Here is a 24,349-nt window from a genome sequence, read left to right on the forward strand (position 1 = left end):
CTTTAAAAATTAAAATAATGGAGACATTAAATGAAGCAGTTAATTGATCGAATTGATCATATTGTTTTAACGGTGACTGATATTGAGGTGACTACTCAGTATTACGAAAAAGTATTTGGCTTTGAAAGAGAATTTTTCAAGGGGCCTGAGGGGCAGCCACGCTATGCATTGCGTTTTGGCCATCTCAAGATTAATTTACAAGACCGAGATACAGAGACTCCCACAAAAGCAAGGGTACCAACTATTGGATCTGGCGATTTCTGTTTGATTGCCTCGGTTCCTTTGGATGAATTTATTGAGCACCTTAATAAGAATGAAATCCCAATCGATGTAGGCCCTGTCCCGCGTCGTGGTGCGCTTGGTCCGATACGCTCGGTATATTTGCGTGATCCAGATGGAAACTTAGTTGAAGTAGCTGAATACTTCTAAACCCATTTCTTTGTTGTTCTAAAAATGAAGCGTAATTGCGCTTAGTGATGTATTTCATAATGCGAAATATCATTACACTGCGTAAAATGTGGTCCGATCAGTTGTAATCAATTGCATCTTGGTAAGTGAGTCACCATTCCGCATTATAAAAATAGTCATTTAAGTGATTGTTTTTAAATAACTAAATATTTTTATAAAACCCTGCAATATCCCTTGCTTACTTTGTTGAACTGTCTAAACTCTTATATAAGACATAAGAGTCAAATGTCTCTATATTGGAATTACTTGTTTAACTTAGGGAGAAAAACATGGCAGATCGCAAAGCAGAAATCGCAGCACTCCAAAAAGATTGGGACACCAATCCACGTTGGAAAGGTATTACCCGCGGCTACACGGCAGAAGATGTTGTCCGTCTGCGCGGATCACTCAAGATTGAACACACCTTGGCAAAGCATGGTGCCGAGCGTTTATGGCAATTAGTCAATAACGAAGCTTACGTGAATTGCTTAGGTGCCTTGACTGGTGGTCAAGCAATGCAACAAGTGAAAGCGGGTATTCAAGCAATCTACCTATCTGGTTGGCAGGTTGCTGCCGATGGCAATTCTTACGCTGCTATGTACCCAGACCAATCTTTATATCCAGTAGATTCCGTTCCAAAGATGGTTGAACGTATTAATAATTCTTTCCAGCGCGCTGATGAAATTCAAACAGCTAAAGGAATTAGTAAGGGTGACGCAGGTTATATCGAGTACTTTGCGCCTATCGTAGCTGACGCTGAGGCAGGTTTCGGTGGAGTATTGAATGCATTTGAATTAAGTAAGGCATTGATCAAGCAGGGCGCGGCCGGAGTTCACTTCGAAGATCAATTGTCTTCAGTAAAAAAGTGTGGCCACTTAGGTGGCAAGGTATTGTTGCCAACCGCCGAGTCTGTTCAGAAGCTGATCTCTGCTCGTTTGGCTGCTGACGTTATGGGTGTTTCAACCATTATCTTGGCGCGTACTGATGCTGAAGCTGCTGACTTATTAACGTCTGACTATGATGAAAACGACAAGCCATTCTTGACTGGCGGGCGGACTCCAGAGGGCTTCTATAAAACACGCAAGGGCTTGGATCAAGCAATCTCGCGTGGTTTGGCATACGCCGCTTACGCTGATATGGTGTGGTGTGAGACAGGTACACCTGACCTTGATTTTGCTCGGAAATTTGCTGAAGCCATTCGTGCGAAATTCCCAGGCAAGATGTTGGCATATAACTGCTCACCATCTTTCAATTGGAAGAAAAATTTGGATGATGCAACGATTGCAAAGTTTCAACGTGAGCTAGGTGCTATGGGTTACAAATATCAATTTATCACCCTCGCTGGTATTCACTCGATGTGGTACAACATGTTTGACTTGGCACAAGACTATATGCAGCGCGGTATGACTGCCTATATCGAGAAAGTACAAGAGCCAGAATTTGCTGCTCGTGATCGTGGTTACACTTTCGTTTCGCATCAGCAAGAAGTTGGTACTGGTTACTTTGATGATGTCACTACCGTCATTCAGGGTGGCAAGTCTTCCGTAACCGCATTGACTGGCTCTACTGAGGAAGAGCAATTCCACTAACCCCTACTAGATCCCTAAGTAGTTCGTAGTAGCAGTAGCACTCATTACTGCCGCGGCATCTAAATTACCCCACAAGGGTGACTTAGATGCCGTTTTCGTATACATTCTTGCCATGACCAATTGCGTACTGTGTAAAGACGAACTCAAGCCAGAAGAGAGTGAGCTCATCTGGCGAGGTGATGACTGTCGTGTGATTCTCGTCAATGATCCTGACCTACCCGGTTTTTGTAGAGTGATATGGAATCGTCATGTCGCTGAAATGACTGATTTGACCTATGGTGAGCGCGAGCATCTGATGGCGCTCTTATTTGTTGTGGAAGAGGCAGTACGCCACATCATGCGTCCCCATAAGGTCAACATTGCTGCCTTAGGCAATATGGTTCCCCATATTCATTGGCATGTCATACCCAGATATAAAGACGATGCTTTTTTCCCAGGATCTGCATGGTCAGTGCGGACGCAAGAGGCGACGAAATCTTCTCTGGAGGCTAGAGGTGCTCTTGCTAAGCGGTTGCCTGCCGCAATTCGCTCTGCAATTTCTCAAATGCATTAAATTACTACTAAATCAGTAAAAAGCTGAAAGTAGCACTCACAATAAAAAAGATGGAGATGGGTAGTGATAGACAAAATCATTCCTAGCGTGGCGCAGGCTATGCGGGATATTAGTGATGGCTCAACCATTTTGGTTTCTGGTTTTGGTGGCGCGGGTCTACCGATTTACTTATTAGACGCGTTAGCAGAGCAGGGCGCCAAGAACCTCACTATTGTGAGCAACAATGCTGGCAATTCTGGTGTTGGTATTGCAAAGCTCATTGGCGCTGGTCAAGTCAAGAAAATGGTTTGCTCTTTTCCGAGGCAGCCTGAGTCTGGTGCTTTTGATGAGCTCTACCGAGCTGGCAAGATTGAATTAGAGTTGGTCCCACAGGGCACTCTAGCAGAGCGTATTCGAGCTGGCGGCGCAGGTATTGGTGGCTTTTATACGCCGACGGGTTTTGGTACAGAATTAGCCAATGGTAAAGATACTCGCGTCATTAATGGAGTAAATCATATTTTAGAAACTGCGATCAAAGCAGATTACGCATTGATCAAAGCTGATAAGGGTGATCGTTGGGGTAATCTAACTTACCATCGCACCGGGCGGAACTTTGGGCCCATTATGGCCACGGCCGCTCGCTGTACTATTGCTCAAGTCAATCAGATTGTAGACTTGGGCGCACTGGATCCAGAAAATATTGTGACCCCTGGAATTTTCGTAAAACGCATTGTGCGGGTTGGAGATAAATCATGATTGATCTCTCTAAGTTACAAAAGCGCACGACAGCTGACATTGCTAAGCGTATTGTGCAAGATATACCTGATGGTGCTCATGTGAACTTAGGTATCGGTCAACCAATGACTATTTCTAACTTCCTTCCTTCGGATAAAGAAATTCTCCTGCACTCTGAAAATGGTTTGTTGGGCATGGGCCCATTAGCGAAAGAGCATGAGATTGACCAAGAGTTGGTTAATGCTGGTAAACAGCCAGTCACGATGCTTCCTGGAGCTTCACTATGTCATCATGCGGATTCTTTCGTCATGATTCGTGGTGGACATATCGATATTTGCGTATTGGGTGCCTTTCAGGTTTCTATCAAGGGCGATATCGCCAACTGGCGCACTGGTGACCCTAAGGCCATTCCTGCAGTGGGCGGTGCCATGGATCTTGCTTTAGGTGCTCAGAAGTTATTTGTCATGATGGAACATCTCACGAAGTCTGGAGAATCTAAATTAGTTCAAGAATGTACTTACCCCTTAACCGCTCTAGCAGCAGTAGATTGTATTTATACCGACTTAGCAACCATTGCAGTAACGACTGAAGGTTTAGTGGCAATTGATTGGGTAGATGGACTGAGCTTTGAAGACTTACAAGAACTCAGCAAAGTGCCAATGCATAGGCTTAGGAAATAATGTGTACTCCAAACTGAAACTTAACCATTTTTTCTTAGGCCTAATATTTTTGATTGGCTTGGGTTCTGCCCATGCTGCTGATATTGCACCTGCATATCCCAATAAACCCATTCAATTGATTGTTGGGTTTTCTCCTGGCGGTTCAGCAGATACAGTAGGGCGTGCTTTAGCAGAGGGCTTATCCACTCGACTTGGGCAGCCTGTCATTGTCCTTAATAAAGCAGGAGCTAATGGCAATATTGCTGCAGAACTTGTAGCTCGCTCAGCGCCGGATGGATATACCTTGTATTTCCCGTCGATTGGCCATGCTGTGAATGCATCGCTGTATAAAAATCTTCCATACGATCCAATTAAAGATTTCACTGCTATTGGTAGCGTATTTTCAGCGCCAAATATGTTGGTAGTTCCTGTGAACTCACCCTATAAGTCTGTGGCTGAGGTTATCGCTGCAGCAAAAAGTAACCCTGGAAGGCTCACTTTTGCTTCTAGCGGTAGTGGAACATCAGTTCATCTATCGGCAGTATTGTTTGAAAAAATGGCGAAGATTGACATGATCCATGTGCCATACAAGGGCACCGGTAGCGCCATGCCTGATGTGATCTCGGGTCAAGTTGATATGAGCTTTCCGAACCTACCAAGCGCCGTGCCGCAAGTAAAAGCTGGCAATTTGAGGGGTTTAGGTATAACGAGCGCGAAGCGTTCGGCTGCAGCGCCCGATGTTCCCACTATCGCAGAGTCTGGCTTGCCTGGTTACGACATGGCAACCTGGTATGGATTAGTAGCGCCAGCAAATTTACCGATAGGTATACGTAATCGCTTGAATAAAGAGCTGCAAAGTATTTTGGCCGATCCTAAATTTAAGGATAAGCTGATTGCACAAGGTGCCGACCCAATGCCAGGAAGCCCTGAACAATTTTCTACATTCATTAAAAGTGAAATGGAAAAGTGGCGTAAGCTGATTGCGCAGTCACAAATTACAGTTGATTAGATTAGTTGCTGAATCAAAGAATTTACTAAAGGAACATTCATGTCGTTTTCATCTAATGCCTGTATCGCTGGAATATATGAGCATCCATTACGTGTAGCTCCAGATCACACAGTTGCGCAGTTGCATGCTGAAGTAGCACGAGGTGCTTTGTTGGATGCTGGACTTACTTTAGATGATGTAGATGGGTATTTTTGTGCAGGTGATGCGCCAGGTATGGGTCCGGTATCAATGGCAGACTATTTGGGTCTCAAGAAATTAAAATACTTGGACTCCACTGATACCGGCGGCTCTTCCTACCTAACCCATGTTAATCATGCGGCACGTGCTATTGCAGCGGGGCAATGTAAGGTTGCCCTCATCACCTTAGCAGGGCGTCCAAAGTCTGAGGGCTCTAGTGGTACACAGGTTCGGAGCCAGTGGGCTAGCGCTCCCGACTTTGCATTTGAAAAGCCATACTCACCAGCACCTTTAAATACGTATGCGATGTGCGCTATGCGCCACATGTATGAGTTTGGTACCACTAGCGAACAGCTTGCTTGGATTAAGGTAGCCGCCTCACATCATGCGCAACACAATCCGAATGCCGCCTTAAAGGATGTCTTAACTGTTGAAGATGTCTTGAATTCTCCAATGATCGCTGATCCATTACACCGGGCAGATTGTTGCGTGGTAACGGATAGCGGCGGGGCATTGGTAGTGGTGCATCCTGATATTGCCAAGACTTTAAAAAAGCCCGTCATTACGATGATGGGCGCAGGCGAAACTACCAAGGGTCAGATGGGCGGCAAAGTTGACCTTACCTATTCTGGTTTAGCTTGGGCTGCTCCTCTTGCATTTAAGGAAGCCAAGTTAACACCTGAGCAAATTTGTTATGCCTCTATTTATGACAGCTTCACTATTACAGTACTCATCCAGCTAGAGGATCTCGGATTCTGTAAAAAGGGTGAGGGCGGCAAGTTTGTTGAAGGCGGCCAATTAATTTCTGGCAAAGGCAAGCTTGCCTTTAATACCGATGGTGGAGGTTTATGTAATAACCATCCAGCCAATCGTGGGGGCATGACCAAAGTGATTGAGGCAGTAAGACAGTTGCGCGGAGAAGCCCACCCAGCAGTTCAGGTTCCTAATCTAGAGTTTGCGCTAGCCTCTGGTATTGGTGGGGCCCTCGGCACACGTCACGGCGCAGCAGTATTAATTTTAGGGAGACTGTGATGAGCCAAGTTAATCCAGACAATAAAGAGCATCGCTTACCAAGCCCCATTAGTAATCCTGAAAATACCGTTTTTTTAGCGGCTGCTCAGGAGAATCAACTCTTACTCAAGTATTGCAATAGTTGCAAAGAAGCGCATTACTACCCACGTACTATCTGCCCTCATTGTGGCAGTGATGATACGACCTGGGTTAAGTCTGATGGCCTAGGAGAAATTTATTCTTATACCGTCATGAGGCGTGGGGTGGCTGTGCCATTTGCTATGGCTTATGTCCGCTTACAAGAGGGTATTTCTATACTGACTCATTTAACGAATTGCGATTTTGATTCAATTCGTATTGGGCAAAAAGTGAAAGTGGTTTTTCAAGAAACAGAAGATGGTCAAAAGACACATTTATTTGAGCCGATCTAATGCGACTTAATATCTAAACCACCCCTTTAAAACTTCAATATAGTCCTCGGGATTGAGGATTAACCTTCACTTTGCACTTCCTGAAAAGTGTTAATTTTTTAGATAACTATAGATTTTCAATATAAAAGTCATATTTTAAATAGTTAGGCTATTGGCCTTGAAGCGAATACGATTGTGGGATGTCTTCAGCCCCCTTCAAATTCCTACACTTTTCTGCCTCCCTTCGGCGTATTAATAAGCGCTACAAGCTTGCCGACCAGAAAGAGGTATTGGTGCTTGAGGCGGTTTTGTCAGCCCATGCTGAAAAAGTGAACTTTTCAGTTCTCGATTTAATCTTATTAAATGAGATTGGATCTCAGGCTACCTTGCATTCAGTGATGAGTGACTTAATCACCAAAAAGTTGATTAAGGCCGAGGCTTCAAAAGAGGATCGCAGGCGAAAGTATGTGATACCAACAAAGCTGTCCCTTGAGTGGCTTCAAGACTGTTCTGATTTACTATGTTCAGCCCCTAAGAAATGATCATCCTTGTTGTTATAAAGAGATTATTTTTCGTCTTCTCAACCTTGATCTGCTGTTCTGTTGTAAATGCCCAATCAAGTAAAGAGAAATCTATTACTTGCTATCAGGTTTCCATCAAAGAACCGCTGATGCTTTATGGAAATCCAGGCGATATCTTTTCTTTGTATGACGGTTCGCGCTGGAAAGTGCTAGCTGGCACTCAATATGAGTATGTCCCATTACCTTACAAGGATGGCCTGCTTTGTCCTGAGGTTGAGAAATTCATTATTGGCAGCAAGGTAATGCGCGTTTCAAAACTAAACTAGTTTTTTTAATGCCTCGAGATATTGATCGGGGTTAAGTTGTCCACCTTCACGCTGCGCTTCCCACATTACCTGTCCTAAGCATTCCATCATGAGGTGCTGAGCCTCGTGCTCAGAGCCCGCTCTCTTGATCAGCTTTTCTGCTACCTCTTTAATTCCAGGGGGTTGATTAATCGAGATCTGCTCACTAATCGATAGATGCATTGAGAGGTGCAAGAAAGGATTGGTTTCTCCACGTTCTGGTGTGTAGTCTTGAGCTAAAGCACCTTCAGGATCTGCCAACAGGGTGTGATACTCAGGGTGGTCTACCATCCAATCACTCGCAAGTGTTTCCATCGAATCTAGGATGTGGCCATCGGTTTTCTTTTTCCAGGTATCGCAGAAAAAGCGACGTACTTCTTCTCGAGTTGGATTAAATATTGCCACGAACTTTCCCTTTGCCAGTTTTTTGTTTAAAGCCACATAAGGGCTCAACAATACATTGCGCGCAATCTGGATTGCGTGCCTTGCAAGTGTATCTACCATGCAGGATAAGCCAATGATGTGCGTCTAGTAAATACTCCTTAGGTACACGTTTGAGAAGTTGCTCTTCCACTTTAACCACATCCTTACCGGGCGCTAAACCAGTGCGATTAGAGACTCTAAAGATATGTGTATCAACAGCAATAGTAGGCTGCCCAAAGGCAGTATTGAGAATCACGTTGGCAGTTTTTCTACCAACTCCTGGCAAAGCCTCAAGTTCTTCACGAATTTGCGGAACTTGGCCTTGATGTTTTTCTAGCAAGAGGCGACAAGTCTCTTGAATATGTCTACCCTTGGAGTTAAATAATCCAATGTGCTGAATAAATGGCTTCACCCCTTCTTCACCCAGATCTAAAAGTGCTTTTGGTGTGTTGGCTATCTTAAAGAGTTTGCGTGTACCTTTATTGACTGATACATCAGTTGCTTGCGCTGAAAGCAATACTGCAATGAGAAGCTCAAATGGTGAGTTGTACTCAAGTTCAGTTGTCGGCTTCGGATTATTGGCCTTGAGTTGCTCAAAGAAGGCGCGCCGTTTTTCAGGATTCATCATTTTTGTTGCTGGGCACGTGCAATGGCAGCAGCAATAATGGCGCGTTTACGCTCTTGCTCTTTCTTTTGCTCATCTGATGTTGGGTTATCAGCATTCACTGCTATTAATTTGGCCGCCGCTTTTTTGGCTAAACGCCCATCATTATCTTTTTGCTCTCTGTGAAGACGTTGATCTCGCTCGTGATAACGCTGACGTGAAATATCTGCCAAGTCTGGCGACCAGGCATCCCAGCCCATTTGATTGCCTGTGACATCAATCATGCTGATGCAATCGACGGGGCAGGGAGGAATACAAAGATCGCAACCCGTACACCACTGCGTTAAAACTACATGCATTTGCTTTGAAGCGCCCACAATCGCATCGACTGGACAAGCTTGTATGCATAGAGTGCAGCCAATACATTTCTGTGGATCGATGAAGGCTACTGGTCTGGGACGCTCTTTACCGCACTCAGGATCTATTGTGGGATGCAGCTCAAAAGCATCTTGTGGATAAATTGGAATGAGTATTTTGCTTAGGCGCGCAATTCCATCGACGCCTCCTGGTGGACAACGATTGGGTAAAGCCTCACCACTGGCCATCGCTTCTGCATAGCCTCGGCAATCGGGATAACCGCATTTAGTACATTGTGTTTGAGGAAGTGCATCCTCTAAGCGATCAGCAAGTTCGTTCGCTTGGTTGGTTGTCATTGCGAGATCGTGGGTTAAAAAAGTGAGGGCCTTGGCCCCCACTGATTGATGCTTAGTTAGAGCCTTCTAATTTAGGAGGCCTTGCTTTAGTTCTTTTCTGCGCAACTTGATGCTCGAGAATGAAGGATTTAATCTTTGGATAAACCTTGTCACGCCAACGACGACCAGCAAAGATGCCGTAGTGCCCTGCACCAGCAACTTCGTAGTGCGCTTTATGCTCTTTTGGAATACCAACACACAAGTTATGTGCCGAGCGGGTTTGCCCACTTCCAGAGATATCATCAAGCTCACCCTCGATAGTCAGCAGTGCAGTCTTTTTAATATCTTGGGGCTTCACTAAATCACCAGCCACTTCCCAAGTGCCGTTAGGTAAAGCGTAATCTTGGAAAACAGTCTTGATGGTATCCAAGTAGAACTTGGCATCTAAATCTAATACGGCGTTGTACTCGTCATAGAAACGAATATGCGCATCGGTATCTTGTTCATCACCACGTACCAGATTTTGGAAGTAGTCCCAATGCGATTGCATATGGTTTTGTGGGTTCATAGCAATAAAGCCGGTGTGTTGCAAGAAGCCTGGATATACCTTGCGACCAGCCCCTGGGTAATTTGGCGGCACTTTGTAGATGACGTGGCTTTCGAACCAATCAAAAGACTTGTGTTCAGCCAGATTATTTACAGCAGTCGGTGATTTGCGGGCATCAATTGGGCCGCCCATCATAATCATGGATGCAGGAGTTTCTTCACCAGCAGAAGCCATCAGAGAAATGGCACCTAAGGTTGGAACGGTAGGCTGACAAACTGATACAACATGTAAATCTTTCGCACCAATCGCACGAATAAACTCTTGGATGTAGTGAACATAGTCATCTAGACCAAATTCACCATCTTCAATTGGAACGTTACGTGCATCAATCCAGTCGGTAATGTAAACCTTATGATCTTGTAATAGCGTACGAACGGTATCGCGCAACAAGGTAGCATGATGGCCAGACATCGGAGCCACTACCAATACAACCGGATCATCCTTGAGGCTCTTGATGGTTTCTACATCATCCGAAAAGCGTTTGAAGCGAACTAGATTACAAAAAGGTTTTGCAACGATCGTTCTTTCATGGATGGCTACTTCTTGACCATGTGCTTGTACTGCCCGAATACCAAATTCTGGTTTTTTGTAGTTTTTACCTAGGCGATAAAGAAGTTCGTAACTAGCAGCTAAACGCTCAGATCCTGGAACCATCGATGCTGGATTGGAGGCATTGATAAATGCCTCTGAGGCTGCCCGCGCCCATGAGCTGAGGGGTTGAAGTAAAGCTGTTTGGAACTCGTGTAACTGATATAACATTTTAGCTCCTGTAATTCTGTATATCCGCTTGTTATCCTAATACGCGGGCGATTGCTTTGGCTACTTTATCAATATTTTTGGTATTGAGCGCCGCAACACAAATGCGTCCAGTGGAGAGGGCATAAATACCATCTTCTTTCTGTAGGCGTTCAACTTGCTCAGCCGTTAAGCCTGAGTAAGAAAACATTCCACGTTGCTGTTCGATAAAAGCAAAATCTTGTTTCACACCAGCAGCAGCCAGTTTTTCAACGAGGCCATGACGCATTGCTTTAATACGGTCACGCATTTCTGCTAACTCATCTTCCCAAAGCTTGCATAGTTCAGGGGAATTTAAAACAGCAGAAACAATGGCACCGCCGTGAGTTGGGGGATTTGAATAGTTGGTGCGAATCACACGCTTTAATTGTGAGAGTAAGCGAGTAGATTCATCTTTACTTTGTGTCACGATAGACAAAGCGCCGACACGCTCACCATAGAGTGAAAATGACTTAGAGAAAGAGCTCGATACGAAGAAGGACATGCCAGACTGCGCAAAGAGGCGAACGGCGATGCCATCTTGTTCAATACCAGATGCAAAGCCTTGGTAAGCCATATCCAAGAAGGGAATCAAACTCTTGTTCTTACAGATATCGATTACTTGATGCCATTGGGCTTCAGTAATGTCAGCGCCAGTTGGGTTATGGCAGCAGGCATGCAAAAGAACAGTCGTGTTTTTTGGAAAGGACTCCAGAGATTTCACCATGCCATCAAAATCAACACCCCGGGTTTTGCCATCGAAGTAGGTATATTCCACAACTTCAAAGCCCGCAGATTCAAAAATACCGCGGTGGTTTTCCCAGGTTGGATTGCTGATAGCGCAGGGTGCAATTAAATTAAGACGCTTAATGAAGTCTGCGCCAACCCGTAATGCACCAGTGCCACCCAAACATTCCGCAGTCACAACACGGCCATCTTTAATCAGTGCCGAGTCAGCACCAAATAATAAATTTTGTACTGCACTGTTATAGAGGTTTGGGCCTTCAATTGGAATGTAACTGCGTGGAGAATGTTTAGCCACGATCGCCTCTTCAGCCTTGATCACCGCTTTGAGAAGTGGCACCTTGCCTTCATCGGTGTAATACACGCCAACCCCCAGATTAACTTTGTCAGGACGTTGATCTGCAACGTAAGCTTCTGTGAGGCCAAAAATAGGATCTTTGGGGGCTAATTGGACGGAGGCAAAAAGGGTCATTGGCGGTCGTAAATGATGGTTTAAAGGTAGCTTTGCTTCTAATTGCCGTTCAATTTGGCTTAATTAAAGGTTTTAGAGGCCAGAATTAACTATTTCCAAATAAAAACGGCAAAATCATTGTTTGTACAAAATTCGCTGTGAAGAAAACTCACAGATCAAATGATAGCTGAGATGCCCCCTAAGTCCCCCAAAAAGTCGTCGAATTCTACAGCTCAAGAAGATACCCAAAAACCGGTTGCTGACCCATTGGGCGAGGCTGGCCATGATCTGGATCCTGCCAAATTTGTCAGCTTTCCCGATTCCCCCTATCAGCTTTATCAGCCTTTTATCCCTGCTGGCGATCAACCAGAGGCGATCGAGGCCTTAGTGGAGGGCATTGAGGACGGACTCACTTTTCAGACCCTTCTCGGGGTTACGGGATCTGGAAAGACCTTCACCATGGCCAATGTGATCGCCAGAACGGGCCGTCCAGCCATTATTTTTGCTCCGAACAAGACCTTAGCTGCTCAACTTTATAGCGAATTTAGGGAGTTTTTCCCCAAAAATGCGGTTGAGTACTTCGTGAGTTACTACGACTATTACCAGCCTGAGGCTTATGTTCCTCAGCGCGATCTCTTTATTGAAAAAGATTCATCGATTAATGAGCACATTGAGCAGATGCGACTTTCTGCAACCAAGAGTTTGTTAGAGCGACGTGATGTCATTATCGTTGCTACCGTTTCTGCGATTTACGGTATTGGTAATCCTGGTGACTATCACAGCATGGTGATGACATTGCGTCCTGGCGACAAGATGAGTCAACGCGATATTTTGATGCGACTGATTGCGATGCAATACGACCGTAATGAAACGGATTTTAAGCGTGGAGTATTTCGAGTACGTGGGGATACGATTGATATTTTCCCGGCCGAACATAATGAGTTAGCGGTACGCGTTGAATTGTTTGATGATGTGGTGGAGAGTTTGCAATTTTTTGATCCACTTACTGGGAAGATTCGTCAAAAGATCCCGCGTTTTACGGTCTACCCAAGTTCGCACTATGTAACGCCCCGAGAAACCGTTCTCAAAGCGATTGAAACGATTAAGACGGAGTTGCGTACTCGCTTAGATGAGTTTGTCAAAGATGGAAAACTGGTTGAGGCGCAACGTCTAGAGCAGCGTACGCGGTTTGATTTAGAGATGCTCAATGAATTGGGTTTTTGCAAAGGCATTGAGAACTACTCTCGCCATCTATCTGGTGCTTCTCCAGGCGAGGCCCCGCCTACTTTGGTGGACTATCTTCCGAATGATGCCTTGATGTTCTTGGATGAGAGCCATGTCCTCATTGGGCAACTCAATGCCATGTATAACGGCGATAAATCGCGTAAACATACTTTGGTGGAATTTGGTTTTCGTTTACCTTCGGCGATGGATAACCGGCCTCTTAAATTTACTGAGTTTGAAACCAAGATGCGTCAAACCATTTTTGTTTCTGCGACACCAGCTGATTATGAAAATACCCACCAAGGTAAGGTAGTCGAGCAAGTGGCTAGACCTACAGGATTGGTTGATCCAGAAATTGAAGTATTACCAGCCAGCACTCAAGTTGATAATTTGCTGGATCAGATTCATGAGCGCGTCAAAGTGGGCGAGCGCGTTTTGGTAACAGTGTTGACTAAACGGATGGCAGAGCAATTAACGGATTACCTCTCTGATAACGGTGTGAAAGTTCGCTATGTGCACTCAGACATTGATACTGTTGAACGGGTTGAAATTTTGCGCGACTTACGTTTAGGGGTCTTCGATGTATTGGTTGGTATTAACTTATTGCGCGAAGGTTTAGATATTCCAGAGGTTTCTCTGGTGGCTATTTTGGATGCTGATAAAGAAGGCTTTTTACGCTCTGAACGCAGTTTGATTCAGACGATTGGACGCGCCGCACGAAACATTCGAGGCAAAGCCATTTTGTATGCCGATAGGGTGACCGACTCCATGCGCAGGGCAATGGGTGAAACCGAAAGACGCCGTACCAAGCAAATTGCCTTTAATAAGCTCCATGGAATTGAGCCTAAGGGGGTCCAAAAGCGAATTAAGGACATCATTGATGGGGTCTATGACGTCCAAGAGAAGCGAGTGGAGATGCAGACCGAGCAGGAACGGGCTCGCTATGAGGATATGAGTGAGAAGGATTTGGCGGGTGAAATCAAGCGTTTGGAGAAGCAAATGAACGCTGAAGCCAAGAATCTGGAGTTTGAGAAGGCTGCCAGCACCCGGGATCGCCTAACTAAAGTAAAGGAAATGGCCTTCGGAGCCCGTTCCAGAGACTCCATAGGCTAGTTGCTAAAAGGGTTTTAGGGGCTATTCCCGAGCAATTTTGTGGGTCATATGATAAAGTTGAGTGGATTGGTCGGGTATTACCCGCCTGACCATGAGCTGTCCATAAACAATCCATTACCAAGGTGAAATATGAGACTTACTACTAAAGGCCGTTTTGCAGTAACCGCAATGATCGATTTAGCCCTGCGTGAAGCGCATGGGCCTGTAACTTTGGCTGGAATTAGCCAAAGACAAAAGATTTCCCTTTCCTACCTAGAGCAATTGTTCGGCAAATTACGCCGCTTCAATATCGTCGAGAGTACTCGCGGCCCTGGAGGTGGATACACCCTCGCACGCAGTGCAGATGCGATTAGCGTTGCAGACATCATTGTTGCTGTTGATGAGCCATTGGATGCGACCCAATGCGGTGGCAAAGGCAATTGTCATAGTGACGAAGACGAACATGGGCACTGTATGACCCATGATCTTTGGAGCAATCTCAATCTCAAAATGGTTGAGTACTTAAGCTCGGTTAGTTTGCGTAACTTGGTTCAGCAACAAGAAGGGCGCGGAGTAGTGATTCAGGATATGCGCCAGAAGAAAGTCAAAGTTGAGAGTGCAAAAGCTGAAAAGTCAGCACCAGCACTTGCAGCTAAGAAAGAAGTTGCACCTAAAGCACCATTAATTAATTCAGTATTTAATTGGGCGCGTCAAAGTTAATAGTAGTTATTCATTTATAAGTAAATCATGAACGCACCGCAAGACCTTCCAAAGCAACCTGTACCGATGTTTAGTCCTAAGCACTTTCCAGTGTATATGGATTACTCGGCCACAACCCCAATTGATCCAAGAGTGGTCGACAAAATGTTGCCCTACTTGCGTGAGCAATTTGGTAATGCTGCATCCCGCAGTCATGCGTATGGTTGGGCTGCTGAAGAAGCGGTTGAGTGGGCGCGTTCAGAAGTTGCACAACTGGTACATGCTGATCCACGAGAGATTGTATTTACTAGTGGTGCGACTGAAAGTATCAACCTCGCATTAAAAGGTGCGGCGCATTTCTATAAGGATCGTGGCAATCACATCATTACCGTGAAGACCGAGCACAAGGCAACATTAGATACTTGTCGTGAGCTAGAGCGTGAAGGTTATGAAGTGACTTATTTGGATGTGTTGCCAAATGGTTTGATTGACTTTGCACAGCTTGAGGTTGCAATGAAGCCTGGCACGATTTTGACTTCAGTGATGTATGTCAATAATGAAATCGGTGTGGTGCAGGATATTCCCGCTATTGGTGAACTATGTCGTTCACGTGGAGTGATTCTTCATGTAGATGCCGCGCAAGCAACTGGTAAAGTAGAAATCGATTTAGAGAAGATCAAAGTTGACCTGATGAGTTTTTCTGCTCATAAGACTTATGGTCCAAAAGGTATTGGTGCACTGTTTGTGCGTCGCAAGCCTCGTATTCGGATTGAGGCTCAGATTCATGGTGGTGGTCATGAGCGCGGTATGCGCTCTGGAACACTAGCCGTCCATCAAATTGTGGGCATGGGTGAGGCGTTCCGTATCGCTCGTATCGAGATGGCAGAAGGAAATAAACGTATTCGTGGCTTACGCGATCGTTTATTAAATGGCTTGAAGGATATTGAAGAGGTGTATGTCAACGGTGACATGGATCACCGTGTTCCTCATAACCTCAATATCAGCTTTAACTATGTTGAAGGTGAATCAATGTTGATGGCCTTGAAAGAATTAGCCATTTCCTCTGGATCCGCTTGCACATCAGCATCCCTTGAGCCATCTTATGTATTGCGTGCTTTAGGTCGTAATGATGAATTAGCTCATAGCTCGATTCGTTTTACTCTTGGTCGTTTTACGACTGAAGAAGAAGTAGATTTCACCATTAATTTAGTGAAAGAAAAGATTGCGAAGTTACGTGAGCTCTCACCATTGTGGGAAATGTTTAAAGACGGAGTCGACTTAAGTACGATTCAATGGGCAGCACATTAAATAATAATTAAATAAAGAAATAACGAGGGAATACCATGGCTTATAGCGATAAAGTGATTGATCATTACGAAAATCCAAGAAATGTTGGCTCTTTTGAAAAGGGCGATGACAGTGTTGGTACCGGTATGGTTGGCGCGCCAGCTTGTGGCGACGTGATGAAGTTACAAATCCGTGTAAATGATCAAGGCGTGATTGAAGATGCCAAGTTCAAGACTTATGGTTGCGGCTCAGCGATTGCCTCTTCCTCATTAGTTACTGAGTGGGTAAAGGGTAAGACTTTGGATCAGGCTTTAGAGATTAAGAACTCTCTGATTGCGCAAGAGTTGGCTTTGCCACCCGTAAAGATTCACTGCTCTATCTTGGCTGAAGATGCCATTAAAGCTGCAGTTGCAGATTACAAAGAAAAACATCCAGCAATATAAGCAGACTAAAACTATGGCAATTACCCTAACTGATAAAGCAGCTGCACACGTTAACCGCAATTTAGAAAAGCGCGGCAAGGGGTGTGGTTTGCGTTTAGGGGTTCGTACTACTGGCTGCTCTGGTTTAGCTTATCAATTGGAGTATGTGGACGAGCCAGCAACTGAAGATCAAGTATTTGAGTCCAATGGCGTGAAAGTATTTATCGATCCAAAGAGCTTGGCTTATTTGGATGGAACAGAGCTAGACTTTGTACGTGAGGGTTTGAACGAAGGGTTTAAGTTTCAAAATCCAAACGTAAAAGATGAGTGTGGTTGTGGCGAATCCTTCCGCGTCTGACGATTACTTTCGCTTCTTTGGACTAAATCAGCAATTCACAATCGATTTGCCTGCCCTTGAACAGGCTTATCTAGCAATTCAAAAAGAAGTTCATCCCGATCGCCATGCACGTGGTAGCGATACAGAACAACGTCTTGCCATGCAAATGGCTACATTGGCCAACACCGCATTGCAAACGCTTAAGAATCCCGTACAACGGGGTTTGTATATTTGCCAGCTGCACGGTGTAGATGCCAAGCTAGAGACTAATACTGCTATGCCGGCCGCATTTCTGATGAAGCAGATGGAATGGCGCGAGAGTTTAGATGAGCAAGCCGACGATCTGCCTGCTTTAGAAAAACTCATGGATGAGGTCGCAGCCTCCAAACAAGAAACTCTGGCTGAGATAGCCCAAGCAATCGATAGTGCTAAAAATTATCAACACGCTGCCGAACTTCTCAGAGGATTGCTCTTTATTGATAAGTTTGTTATCGAGCTTGATGATGCCATTGTGGCCTTGGCCTAGCCTATAACCGAATTAAAATTTAAAACTTATGGCCTTATTACAAATCTCCGAACCTGGTAAATCCTTAGCGCCCCACCAGCGCCGTATTGCTGTTGGTATCGATTTGGGAACTACCAATTCGCTTGTTGCGATCGTGCGAGATGCTTTACCTAAGGTACTACCAGATACACAGGGAAGAGAGCTACTCCCATCCGTTGTGCGCTATCTACCAAATGGCAGAACTCAAGCTGGCTTTGAGGCTCTAGAGAGCTTAGTGATTGATCCAAAGAACACCATTGTTTCTGTGAAACGATTTATGGGTAGAAGCGTTCAAGATGTAGATCATATTGAGAGCACTCCATATGACTTTGTAGATCAACCGGGCATGCTCAAGCTGAGAACGGTTGCTGGTGATAAGAGTCCAATCGAGGTGTCTGCTGAGATCTTGGCGCGTTTGCGTCAGCTAGCTGAAGACTCTGTTGCGGAAGACATTGTTGGTGCCGTGATTACTGTGCCCGCTTATTTTGATGATGCACAACGTCAAGCGACTAAAGATGCAGCTAAGTTAGCTGGCATTGAAGTACTTAGACTTCTGAACGAACCTACTGCTGCAGCGATTGCTTATGGCTTGGATAACGCCTCCGAAGGTGTCTATGCTGTTTATGACTTAGGGGGTGGAACCTTCGATATCTCTATTCTGAAAATGAGTAGAGGCGTATTTGAAGTGCTTTCTACTGGTGGGGATTCTGCATTAGGTGGTGATGACTTTGATCATCGCTTGTATTGCTGGGTAGTTGAGCAGGCAAAACTCGCGCCCTTATCAATTCATGATCACCGAACCCTATTGTTAGCATGCAAACATGCTAAAGAGTTGTTGAGCCACAACCCATTAGCCCGCGTTCATGAGACTCTGGCAGATGGCACCATAGTGAATGTGGGCGTCAGTCAGGCTCAGCTTTTTGAGATTACTCAAAACCTCGTCGCTAAGACCTTAACGGCTTGTAAAAAAGCTTTGCGAGATGCAGGATTGAAGGCTGAAGATGTCAAAGGGGTGGTCATGGTGGGTGGTTCTACGCGCATGCCAAATGTACAGCGTGCCGTAGGTGAGTTGTTTGGAACGCAGCCACTGAATAATTTAAATCCAGATCAGGTGGTTGCGCTGGGCGCTGCCATGCAAGCTGACTTATTGGCCGGCAATCAAAGTAAAGATGATGAATGGCTGCTATTAGATGTTATTCCACTCTCTCTGGGTATTGAAATGATGGGCGGTTTAGTCGAAAAGATTATTCCGCGTAATACTCCGATTCCAGTAGCCAGGGCACAGGAATTTACAACCTTTAAAGATGGTCAGACTGCGCTAGCAATTCAGGTGGTACAGGGTGAGCGTGAGCTTGCACAAGATTGCCGCTCTTTGGGTAAGTTTGAGTTGCGCGGCATCCCAGGTATGGCTGCAGGTGCCGCACGTATTCGGGTAACTTTTCAGGTAGATGCTGATGGCTTGCTCTCTGTCAGTGCCACGGAGCAGGGCTCTGGAGTTCAAGCCTCAATTGATATTAAGCCTTCTTATGGCCTCACAGATTCTGAGATTACGCGCATGCTGCAAGATGGCTTTGCCTCTGCAAAAGAGGATCTCTTAGCAAGATCGTTACGTGAGGAGCAAGTGAATGCACAGCGTTTGTTAGATGCGGTACAAACAGCCTTAGCTAGTGATCGTGCTTTACTGAATAAAGAAGAGCAGGCTGCGATTGATCAAGAGATGCTAGTTTTGCAAAAGATTTTGAATGAAGAAACTAGTAGTGAGGTATTACGTAAAGCAGTAGATCACGCTGCTAAAGCAAGCGATGAGTTTGCACAGATGCGGATGAACGCCAGTATTCAGAAGGCATTGTCTGGTAAGAATGTTGCAGAGATATAAAACAATAGAAATAAAACCAATAGAAAAGAATCATGACGCAAATCGTTGTATTACCTCATAGTGAGTATTGCCCAGAGGGTGCCGTAATTGAAGTGGCACCAGGGACTTCGGTTTGTGAGGCCCTGCTAGAAAATGACATTCCGATTGAGCATGCCTGCGATATGGTCTGCGCCTGCACCACTTGCCACATCATTGTTAAAGAAGGCGGCCAGAGTCTCAATACACCCGATGAGAATGAAGAAGATATGCTCGATCGCGCCTGGGGATTGAATCCTCAGTCCCGTTTATCTTGCCAAGCGATTGTTGCTAAACAAGATTTGGTGATTGAGATACCTAAATATTCAATCAATCACGCCAAAGAGAATCATTAATGCACCAAAATGAAGCAAGTTAGCCCTGAATGATGCAAACAGAAGAAAAATGAGATTTTGAGACGACTAATATGAACTTGTAGTTTGTTCTTTAAGTAGTACCTCCAAAAATCTCTTTTAAGCCATCCTTCGGGGTGGCTTTTTTTAGGGTATTTAGCGCTTCAAAGGGGATGAGCTTGACTCACGAATAACCAAATTCACATTGGCTTTGATTTTTCTAGGAAGATTTTCTACGCCATTGATTTGGGAGATGAGATGATTAGCAGCTTGGGCCCACATTCCAATAGCATCAATATGAATTGTGCTTAGACTTGGTAAAAGGTGGCGAGATATTTCAAGATCATCAAACCCAATAATGGATAGATCTTTTGGAATACGAAGGCCTTGTTTTTGCGCTTCAAGAAGCGCCCCTAGCGCTAAGACGTCTTGACCACAAATAATTGCGGTAATCTTAGGATTATTGAGCAGTAGTTTTTTGAATCCAAGACGTGCCTCATGTAGGTCATAGAGACATTCCACAATGACATCTGCTTTGAGTTGAATTTTTTTCTCAGTTAAAAGCTCAAGTACCCCTTCAACTCGATCTCTGGCTCGATCATTATGAGTAGTAATGCCTGCCAGTATTCCAAAGTGTTTATGCCCAAGGGAAAGTAGATGTTGAACTCCAAGCTTAATTGCTTCGCGGTTATCAAACCCAGAGGCATAGCCATTGTAGGGTGCGGATAATGAGCCCACATGTATGTAAGGAATATTGCGAGTTTTCAATAGTTTTAATGCCTCACGTTGTTGGCTAACACCAAAGAGTGCAATACCTTCAACACCTCTCGTGAGTAAATTGGTTATTTGATTGGCCTCGATTTCGGGGCTGTAATTGCTGCTCGCTACTAAAAGCTGATGACCTGATTGATTTAGTTGGCGTTGAAATTCTGCAAGACCTTGCGCAAAGATTGCGTTATCAAGAGTTGGGACGATAGCTCCAATTGTTCCAGAGCGCTTGAGCATGAGTGAACGAGCTCCAGCATTGGGTATGTACCCTAATTTTTTAATAACACTATTAATTTTTTCTTTTAATTGAGTGCTGACTGTATCTGGTCTATTAAGTGCCCTTGAAACAGTGGCCGTAGAAACTTTTGCTGCAGCTGCAACATGGTCAATAGTGATTGATCCTACAGTTTTTTTCATCTCGCCCTTAGGGAAAGTCCTAGTCAATTTCGGTTTCTGACACTCACTTTAGCTGCATTTTTTGGTTAGAATGAAAGCGCTTACATTTTCTGCCATTCTATAAGGAATTAGAAATTTTTAGCAAGCTTTTATCCCTTCTCCTATTTTTTACGATCCTCCTTCTGGCTTGGTTTGGTCTAACCGAGTGGGGTGGGTTTATTTCGGGCGCAAGATTTCCATCGCCAACCGAAACTTGGAATTCATTCAAGATTATTGCGGTACAAGGCTATGGTAATGGGAAGCTATACCAGCATATCCTCCAAAGTGTGGTCTTGGTCACATCAGGATTTTTAGTATCTTCATCTCTAGGTATCTTGCTTGGTATTTTGATGGGGGCTAATAAGAAAATTGAAGCATTTGTTAATCCGATATTTCTAACCTTGAGGCCCATACCGCCATTAGCATGGATCCCATTGGCAATTGTTTGGTTGGGACTTGGCAACTCTGCCAAGATAATGGTGATTTACGTTGCCGCGTTTGTGCCAGCCGTTATTAACACTTTTACAGGTGTACGCTCTATCGAGATTCCACAAAAAGAAGCTGCTGCTATGTTGGGTATTAGCCGCTTCGCCTATTACAGAGAGGTGTTGATACCTGGGGCTCTTCCACTGATCTTCACTGGCCTAAGACTCTCTCTCCAGGCCTCTTGGACCACTTTAGTCGCCGCAGAACTAGTGGGTGCCACCTTGGGATTGGGCTCAATTTTAAATCAAGCTGCTCAAGATATTAATCCTGCAATGATATTGGTTGGCATGATGAGCGTAGCAATTTCTGGATGGTTAATGACTCAGTTGTTGGCAAAAGCTGAGCGCTATGCAATGCCTTGGAGGGCTTAATGGCTAACCATGACCGCTTAAATCAGAGTGAATTTATATTGTGGACTGGCTTAGGCCTTGCTAGCTTCATTGGATTTTGGTATTTAGCTGTTGCCCTTGGTTTTGTTCCTAAGCAGTTTCTTCCCGCACCTCATCAGGTGGTTTTGAAGTTTGTTCAACTGCTTAATGAGCCATTCTCTGGTTACACCTTGTTCGCCCATATTGCTTCAAGCTTCCAACGTTTTTTGTACGGCTTTGTTTTGGCCGTGGTAATTGGTATTCCAATGGGGCTGATAATGGCCTTATCAAAATTTGCCAATCAAGTCATTACGCCATTCTTTGAAAGTATTCGCTTTGTGGCGCCTATTGCTTGGGTGCCATTTGCAGCACTTTGGTTTGGCACCGGCATTGGCGGACCGGTACTGGTTATCTTTATGGGCGCCTTCCCACCCGTTTTAATTAATACCTATCGTGGCGCTATTCATGTAGATAAAAAATACCTTGAGGCTGCCAAGATGCTGGGGGCTGGTAAATTTCGCTTAATGACAGAAGTGTTGTTTCCAGCGGCAATCCCATCCATCATTGCTGGCCTCAGAATTTCTGCTGGACTAGGCTGGCAATCATTGGTTGGGGCTGAGTTAATTGTGGCTTCAAGTGGAGTTGGATACATGATGGTTAAGGGTCAAGCTAGCATTCAAACCGATATCGTAATGAGTGGAATGATTGCTATTGGATTAATCGGTTTATTTATTGACATACTTTTAAGGCAGGCAGAAAAGCTAGCCGTTCACTATAAAGAAATTTGATTTATGGCAGACATCGTTTTTGAATCAGTTGAGCGTAGTTTTAAGCAGGGCGGAAAAGAATTTCTTGCTGTCGGTGGGATAGACTTCTGTGTAAAAGATAGAGAGTTTGTGGCTATTGTTGGGCCATCGGGCTGCGGTAAAACAACTTGCATGCGAATGGTAGCGGGATTGGAGATGCCTACTAAGGGTCGTGTATTGGTTGGAGGTAAAGAGGTTAAAGGTCCGGGGCCTGATCGCGCAGTTGTTTTCCAGCAATTTGCTTTGTTTCCTTGGAAGACGGTGCAGGAAAATATTGAATTTGGTCTGAAGTCGCTGAGTATGAGTGCAGCAGATAAGAGGGAGAAGACAGCTAGATTGATTTCTTTGATGGGATTGGAGGGTTATGAACAGGCCTATCCCCATCAACTCTCTGGCGGTATGCAGCAGCGTGTTGCAATTGCACGCGCTTATGTCTTGGAGCCCGAGGTCCTGTTAATGGATGAGCCATTTGGCGCATTGGATGCACAAACACGAGTTGTGATGCAAGAAGAGCTTGTGAGATTGGCTCGTAAAAATCCAAAGACGGTTTTATTTATAACCCATGCGGTTGAGGAGGCGGTATATCTTGCAGATCGTGTGGTGGTGATGTCTAGAAGGCCTGGTTTGATTCGAGATGTTATTGAAATTAAACCAATTAGGGAGAAGGAGTGTTGGGATCAATACTCTCGTATTGAAGATGTAATGGATTTAAGTTCATTTGTGCAGTTACGCAGTCAAATTTGGAAATTACTCAGGGAGCAAAACCTGGGGGTTGATCATTGATTTATTTTTGAAATAGACGAAGGAGACAGATATGAAATTTAAAAAGTCATTAGTTGGAATCTTAGGGGCCACCATGCTTACAGCAGCAAGCATAGGGAATGTGCATGCCCAAGCAAAGCCTGCTTTAACTGAGATTAAGGTAAGCTATCAGCCTGCTTTGTATTGGGCGCTACCATTTTTTGTTGCAACTGAAAAGAATTGGTGGGGGGAGTTGGGCCTTAAACCAGAATTCAGTACTTTTCCTGCGGGTGTTCCTCAGATTGCAGCCTCTGCCTCTAAGTCATGGGATGTGGGCGGCACAGGTTCAGTTCCAGCAGTGTTGGGTTATGTCCGCTTCGGAATTAAAACGATTGGCCTTAGTAATGATGAATCTGCTGGCAATGCATTGCTGGCAACTCCTAAGGCAGCAGAGGCATTCGCAGCTAATCCACAGTCTCTCAAAGGACAAACCATTGTGTTGACTGGAAACTCAACTGGTGACTATGCCGTTCAGTCTTGTCTTAAAAAATATGGCTTAACTAAGGCTGATGTCGTTATTAAAAATATGGGGCAGGGTGAAATTATCTCCGCAATGTCATCGGGCAATGCTGACTTTGGTGGATTGTGGGCTCCAAATATCTACACCTTGGAAGAAAAGGCTGGTGCCAAGGTGATTTGTAGCGGTAAGGATGGTGGCGCATTTGTTCCTGGTGCCTTAATCGTGCGCGGGGATTATGCAAAGGAAAACCCACAAAATGTAGCTAAGTTCTTGGCAGTGTATTTGCGTGCCTGGAAGTGGATGAATGCAAACAAACCACAAGCTATTGCGATGATGAAGAAGTTTTATGAGCAGGGTGGCGTTACTATTTCTGAGGCCTCAATGAAGAAAGAGTTCGATACCCGCCCAAATTATGACCTCGCAACAGAGTTAAAGATTATGGATAGCTCTAAAGGGCCATCACAGGTTGACGGTTGGTTTAATGCGATTGCTGCCTTTATGCAGTCAACTGGAGCAATTCAAGCTGTCCCACCAGCAAACGAATACATCACTGATGAGTTTATGAAGATGGTAAATGCTGATAAGAAGTTGCGTGAGTTTGCAAATAATACTAAGTAGTAATTAATCTAATCTAAAAAATGAGGGCA

General features: G+C 44.7%; 26 protein-coding genes and 1 pseudogene. 21 read left to right on the forward strand and 6 right to left on the reverse strand.

The features are described 5' to 3' along the window. The first annotated feature begins 30 nt into the window (after positions 1-30). The 9 genes from ICN31_RS00855 (at position 31) to ICN31_RS00895 (ending at position 7,416) form a co-directional block, all read left to right on the forward strand. Entirely contained in the window at positions 31-429 is a 399-nt protein-coding gene (locus tag ICN31_RS00855) for a VOC family protein (RefSeq protein WP_216257697.1), read from the forward strand. Between the two features lie 308 nt (positions 430-737). After that, positions 738-2,036 (forward strand): isocitrate lyase, encoded by a 1,299-nt coding sequence (gene aceA / locus ICN31_RS00860; RefSeq protein ID WP_216257699.1) that lies wholly within the window; start codon positions 738-740, stop codon positions 2,034-2,036. 112 nt (positions 2,037-2,148) lie between these two features. Then, positions 2,149-2,589: an HIT family protein gene (locus ICN31_RS00865; RefSeq protein WP_216257702.1), complete on the forward strand. Its 441-nt coding sequence runs from the start codon at positions 2,149-2,151 to the stop codon at positions 2,587-2,589. 63 nt (positions 2,590-2,652) lie between these two features. Further along, entirely contained in the window at positions 2,653-3,324 is a 672-nt protein-coding gene (locus ICN31_RS00870; protein WP_216257704.1) for a 3-oxoacid CoA-transferase subunit A, read from the forward strand. Further along, a complete protein-coding gene (locus tag ICN31_RS00875) occupies positions 3,321-3,983 on the forward strand; it encodes a 3-oxoacid CoA-transferase subunit B (RefSeq protein ID WP_216257706.1) in 663 nt (220 codons plus the stop codon). The genes ICN31_RS00870 and ICN31_RS00875 overlap by 4 nt, the downstream gene beginning before the upstream one ends. 1 nt (position 3,984) lies before the next feature. Beyond that, a complete protein-coding gene (locus tag ICN31_RS00880; protein WP_216257708.1) occupies positions 3,985-4,971 on the forward strand; it encodes a tripartite tricarboxylate transporter substrate binding protein in 987 nt (328 codons plus the stop codon). A 39-nt stretch (positions 4,972-5,010) separates the two neighbouring features. Continuing rightward, a complete protein-coding gene (locus ICN31_RS00885; RefSeq protein ID WP_216257710.1) occupies positions 5,011-6,180 on the forward strand; it encodes a thiolase domain-containing protein in 1,170 nt (389 codons plus the stop codon). Then, positions 6,180-6,590 carry a Zn-ribbon domain-containing OB-fold protein gene (locus ICN31_RS00890; protein WP_216257712.1) on the forward strand — a complete coding sequence of 137 codons (411 nt, stop codon included), beginning with the start codon at positions 6,180-6,182 and terminating at the stop codon, positions 6,588-6,590. The genes ICN31_RS00885 and ICN31_RS00890 overlap by 1 nt, the downstream gene beginning before the upstream one ends. Positions 6,591-7,239: 649 nt before the next feature. Next, entirely contained in the window at positions 7,240-7,416 is a 177-nt protein-coding gene (locus ICN31_RS00895) for a hypothetical protein (protein WP_161491169.1), read from the forward strand. Here the strand turns inward: ICN31_RS00895 and ICN31_RS00900 are convergent. The 5 genes and pseudogenes from ICN31_RS00900 to ICN31_RS00920 form a co-directional block, all read right to left on the reverse strand. Next, positions 7,408-7,833 (reverse strand): DUF1841 family protein, encoded by a 426-nt coding sequence (locus ICN31_RS00900; protein WP_216260645.1) that lies wholly within the window; start codon positions 7,831-7,833, stop codon positions 7,408-7,410. The genes ICN31_RS00895 and ICN31_RS00900 overlap by 9 nt on opposite strands. Beyond that, positions 7,826-8,482 carry an endonuclease III gene (gene nth, locus ICN31_RS00905; protein WP_216260643.1) on the reverse strand — a complete coding sequence of 219 codons (657 nt, stop codon included), beginning with the start codon at positions 8,480-8,482 and terminating at the stop codon, positions 7,826-7,828. Before nth ends, ICN31_RS00900 begins: the two co-directional genes overlap by 8 nt. Positions 8,483-8,484: 2 nt before the next feature. Next, positions 8,485-9,216 (reverse strand): annotated as a pseudogene (gene rsxB / locus ICN31_RS00910) (electron transport complex subunit RsxB); the annotation flags it as partial. 10 nt (positions 9,217-9,226) lie between these two features. Continuing rightward, positions 9,227-10,519, reverse strand: a complete 1,293-nt coding sequence (locus ICN31_RS00915; RefSeq protein WP_088524530.1) for a polyhydroxyalkanoate depolymerase — start codon at positions 10,517-10,519, stop codon at positions 9,227-9,229. A gap of 31 nt (positions 10,520-10,550) precedes the next feature. Then, positions 10,551-11,750 carry an amino acid aminotransferase gene (locus tag ICN31_RS00920; protein ID WP_216257716.1) on the reverse strand — a complete coding sequence of 400 codons (1,200 nt, stop codon included), beginning with the start codon at positions 11,748-11,750 and terminating at the stop codon, positions 10,551-10,553. Positions 11,751-11,909: 159 nt separating this feature from the next. On the opposite strand from ICN31_RS00920, the gene uvrB reads away from it, so the two are divergent. The 8 genes from uvrB (at position 11,910) to fdx (ending at position 19,581) form a co-directional block, all read left to right on the forward strand. Beyond that, positions 11,910-14,066: an excinuclease ABC subunit UvrB gene (gene uvrB, locus ICN31_RS00925; protein WP_255530856.1), complete on the forward strand. Its 2,157-nt coding sequence runs from the start codon at positions 11,910-11,912 to the stop codon at positions 14,064-14,066. A gap of 129 nt (positions 14,067-14,195) precedes the next feature. Continuing rightward, positions 14,196-14,765 (forward strand): Fe-S cluster assembly transcription factor, encoded by a 570-nt coding sequence (locus tag ICN31_RS00930; RefSeq protein WP_216257718.1) that lies wholly within the window; start codon positions 14,196-14,198, stop codon positions 14,763-14,765. 27 nt (positions 14,766-14,792) lie between these two features. Next, positions 14,793-16,052, forward strand: a complete 1,260-nt coding sequence (locus ICN31_RS00935; RefSeq protein ID WP_370624248.1) for an IscS subfamily cysteine desulfurase — start codon at positions 14,793-14,795, stop codon at positions 16,050-16,052. 35 nt (positions 16,053-16,087) lie between these two features. After that, entirely contained in the window at positions 16,088-16,474 is a 387-nt protein-coding gene (iscU, locus tag ICN31_RS00940) for a Fe-S cluster assembly scaffold IscU (RefSeq protein WP_216257720.1), read from the forward strand. A gap of 13 nt (positions 16,475-16,487) precedes the next feature. Next, positions 16,488-16,811, forward strand: a complete 324-nt coding sequence (gene iscA / locus ICN31_RS00945; protein ID WP_216257722.1) for an iron-sulfur cluster assembly protein IscA — start codon at positions 16,488-16,490, stop codon at positions 16,809-16,811. Then, complete coding sequence (hscB, locus tag ICN31_RS00950) at positions 16,789-17,316, forward strand: Fe-S protein assembly co-chaperone HscB (RefSeq protein WP_370624249.1); 528 nt, start codon at positions 16,789-16,791, stop codon at positions 17,314-17,316. The genes iscA and hscB overlap by 23 nt, the downstream gene beginning before the upstream one ends. Positions 17,317-17,344: 28 nt before the next feature. Beyond that, complete coding sequence (hscA, locus tag ICN31_RS00955) at positions 17,345-19,210, forward strand: Fe-S protein assembly chaperone HscA (RefSeq protein ID WP_216257726.1); 1,866 nt, start codon at positions 17,345-17,347, stop codon at positions 19,208-19,210. A gap of 32 nt (positions 19,211-19,242) precedes the next feature. Beyond that, complete coding sequence (gene fdx, locus ICN31_RS00960; RefSeq protein ID WP_216257728.1) at positions 19,243-19,581, forward strand: ISC system 2Fe-2S type ferredoxin; 339 nt, start codon at positions 19,243-19,245, stop codon at positions 19,579-19,581. Positions 19,582-19,734: 153 nt separating this feature from the next. Here fdx and ICN31_RS00965 read toward each other — a convergent pair whose 3' ends face one another. Then, the gene (locus ICN31_RS00965; RefSeq protein ID WP_216257730.1) at positions 19,735-20,763 is read right to left on the reverse strand and encodes a LacI family DNA-binding transcriptional regulator; all 1,029 of its coding nucleotides are present in this window, start codon (positions 20,761-20,763) and stop codon (positions 19,735-19,737) included. Between the two features lie 305 nt (positions 20,764-21,068). Here ICN31_RS00965 and ICN31_RS00970 point away from each other — a divergent pair, with 305 nt between their 5' ends. Genes ICN31_RS00970 through ICN31_RS00985 form a run of 4 tightly spaced genes read left to right on the forward strand, consistent with a single transcriptional unit; the run spans position 21,069 to position 24,320 of the window. Next, positions 21,069-21,638 carry an ABC transporter permease gene (locus ICN31_RS00970; protein ID WP_370624250.1) on the forward strand — a complete coding sequence of 190 codons (570 nt, stop codon included), beginning with the start codon at positions 21,069-21,071 and terminating at the stop codon, positions 21,636-21,638. Continuing rightward, positions 21,638-22,423: an ABC transporter permease gene (locus tag ICN31_RS00975; RefSeq protein ID WP_216257732.1), complete on the forward strand. Its 786-nt coding sequence runs from the start codon at positions 21,638-21,640 to the stop codon at positions 22,421-22,423. Before ICN31_RS00970 ends, ICN31_RS00975 begins: the two co-directional genes overlap by 1 nt. Before the next feature lie 3 nt (positions 22,424-22,426). After that, positions 22,427-23,224 carry an ABC transporter ATP-binding protein gene (locus tag ICN31_RS00980; RefSeq protein WP_216257734.1) on the forward strand — a complete coding sequence of 266 codons (798 nt, stop codon included), beginning with the start codon at positions 22,427-22,429 and terminating at the stop codon, positions 23,222-23,224. 31 nt (positions 23,225-23,255) lie between these two features. Further along, complete coding sequence (locus tag ICN31_RS00985; RefSeq protein WP_255530857.1) at positions 23,256-24,320, forward strand: ABC transporter substrate-binding protein; 1,065 nt, start codon at positions 23,256-23,258, stop codon at positions 24,318-24,320. Positions 24,321-24,349: the final 29 nt, after the last annotated feature.

Origin of the sequence: Polynucleobacter sp. UB-Piko-W3 (assembly GCF_018881635.1) — a bacterium.
In the GTDB taxonomy this organism is placed as follows: Bacteria; Pseudomonadota; Gammaproteobacteria; order Burkholderiales; family Burkholderiaceae; genus Polynucleobacter.

Coding starts and splice junctions, on each gene's coding strand:
- ICN31_RS00895 (WP_161491169.1), top strand. CDS start 7,240: ATGCTTTATGGAAATCCAGGCGATATCTTTTCTTTGTATGACGGTTCG.
- ICN31_RS00920 (WP_216257716.1), bottom strand. CDS start 11,750: ATGACCCTTTTTGCCTCCGTCCAATTAGCCCCCAAAGATCCTATTTTT.
- ICN31_RS00980 (WP_216257734.1), top strand. CDS start 22,427: ATGGCAGACATCGTTTTTGAATCAGTTGAGCGTAGTTTTAAGCAGGGC.
- ICN31_RS00855 (WP_216257697.1), top strand. CDS start 31: ATGAAGCAGTTAATTGATCGAATTGATCATATTGTTTTAACGGTGACT.
- ICN31_RS00865 (WP_216257702.1), top strand. CDS start 2,149: ATGACCAATTGCGTACTGTGTAAAGACGAACTCAAGCCAGAAGAGAGT.
- uvrB (WP_255530856.1), top strand. CDS start 11,910: ATGATAGCTGAGATGCCCCCTAAGTCCCCCAAAAAGTCGTCGAATTCT.
- iscU (WP_216257720.1), top strand. CDS start 16,088: ATGGCTTATAGCGATAAAGTGATTGATCATTACGAAAATCCAAGAAAT.
- aceA (WP_216257699.1), top strand. CDS start 738: ATGGCAGATCGCAAAGCAGAAATCGCAGCACTCCAAAAAGATTGGGAC.
- ICN31_RS00875 (WP_216257706.1), top strand. CDS start 3,321: ATGATTGATCTCTCTAAGTTACAAAAGCGCACGACAGCTGACATTGCT.
- ICN31_RS00985 (WP_255530857.1), top strand. CDS start 23,256: ATGAAATTTAAAAAGTCATTAGTTGGAATCTTAGGGGCCACCATGCTT.
- fdx (WP_216257728.1), top strand. CDS start 19,243: ATGACGCAAATCGTTGTATTACCTCATAGTGAGTATTGCCCAGAGGGT.
- ICN31_RS00965 (WP_216257730.1), bottom strand. CDS start 20,763: ATGAAAAAAACTGTAGGATCAATCACTATTGACCATGTTGCAGCTGCA.
- hscA (WP_216257726.1), top strand. CDS start 17,345: ATGGCCTTATTACAAATCTCCGAACCTGGTAAATCCTTAGCGCCCCAC.
- nth (WP_216260643.1), bottom strand. CDS start 8,482: ATGAATCCTGAAAAACGGCGCGCCTTCTTTGAGCAACTCAAGGCCAAT.
- ICN31_RS00885 (WP_216257710.1), top strand. CDS start 5,011: ATGTCGTTTTCATCTAATGCCTGTATCGCTGGAATATATGAGCATCCA.
- ICN31_RS00935 (WP_370624248.1), top strand. CDS start 14,793: ATGAACGCACCGCAAGACCTTCCAAAGCAACCTGTACCGATGTTTAGT.
- ICN31_RS00890 (WP_216257712.1), top strand. CDS start 6,180: ATGAGCCAAGTTAATCCAGACAATAAAGAGCATCGCTTACCAAGCCCC.
- ICN31_RS00915 (WP_088524530.1), bottom strand. CDS start 10,519: ATGTTATATCAGTTACACGAGTTCCAAACAGCTTTACTTCAACCCCTC.
- ICN31_RS00975 (WP_216257732.1), top strand. CDS start 21,638: ATGGCTAACCATGACCGCTTAAATCAGAGTGAATTTATATTGTGGACT.
- ICN31_RS00930 (WP_216257718.1), top strand. CDS start 14,196: ATGAGACTTACTACTAAAGGCCGTTTTGCAGTAACCGCAATGATCGAT.
- iscA (WP_216257722.1), top strand. CDS start 16,488: ATGGCAATTACCCTAACTGATAAAGCAGCTGCACACGTTAACCGCAAT.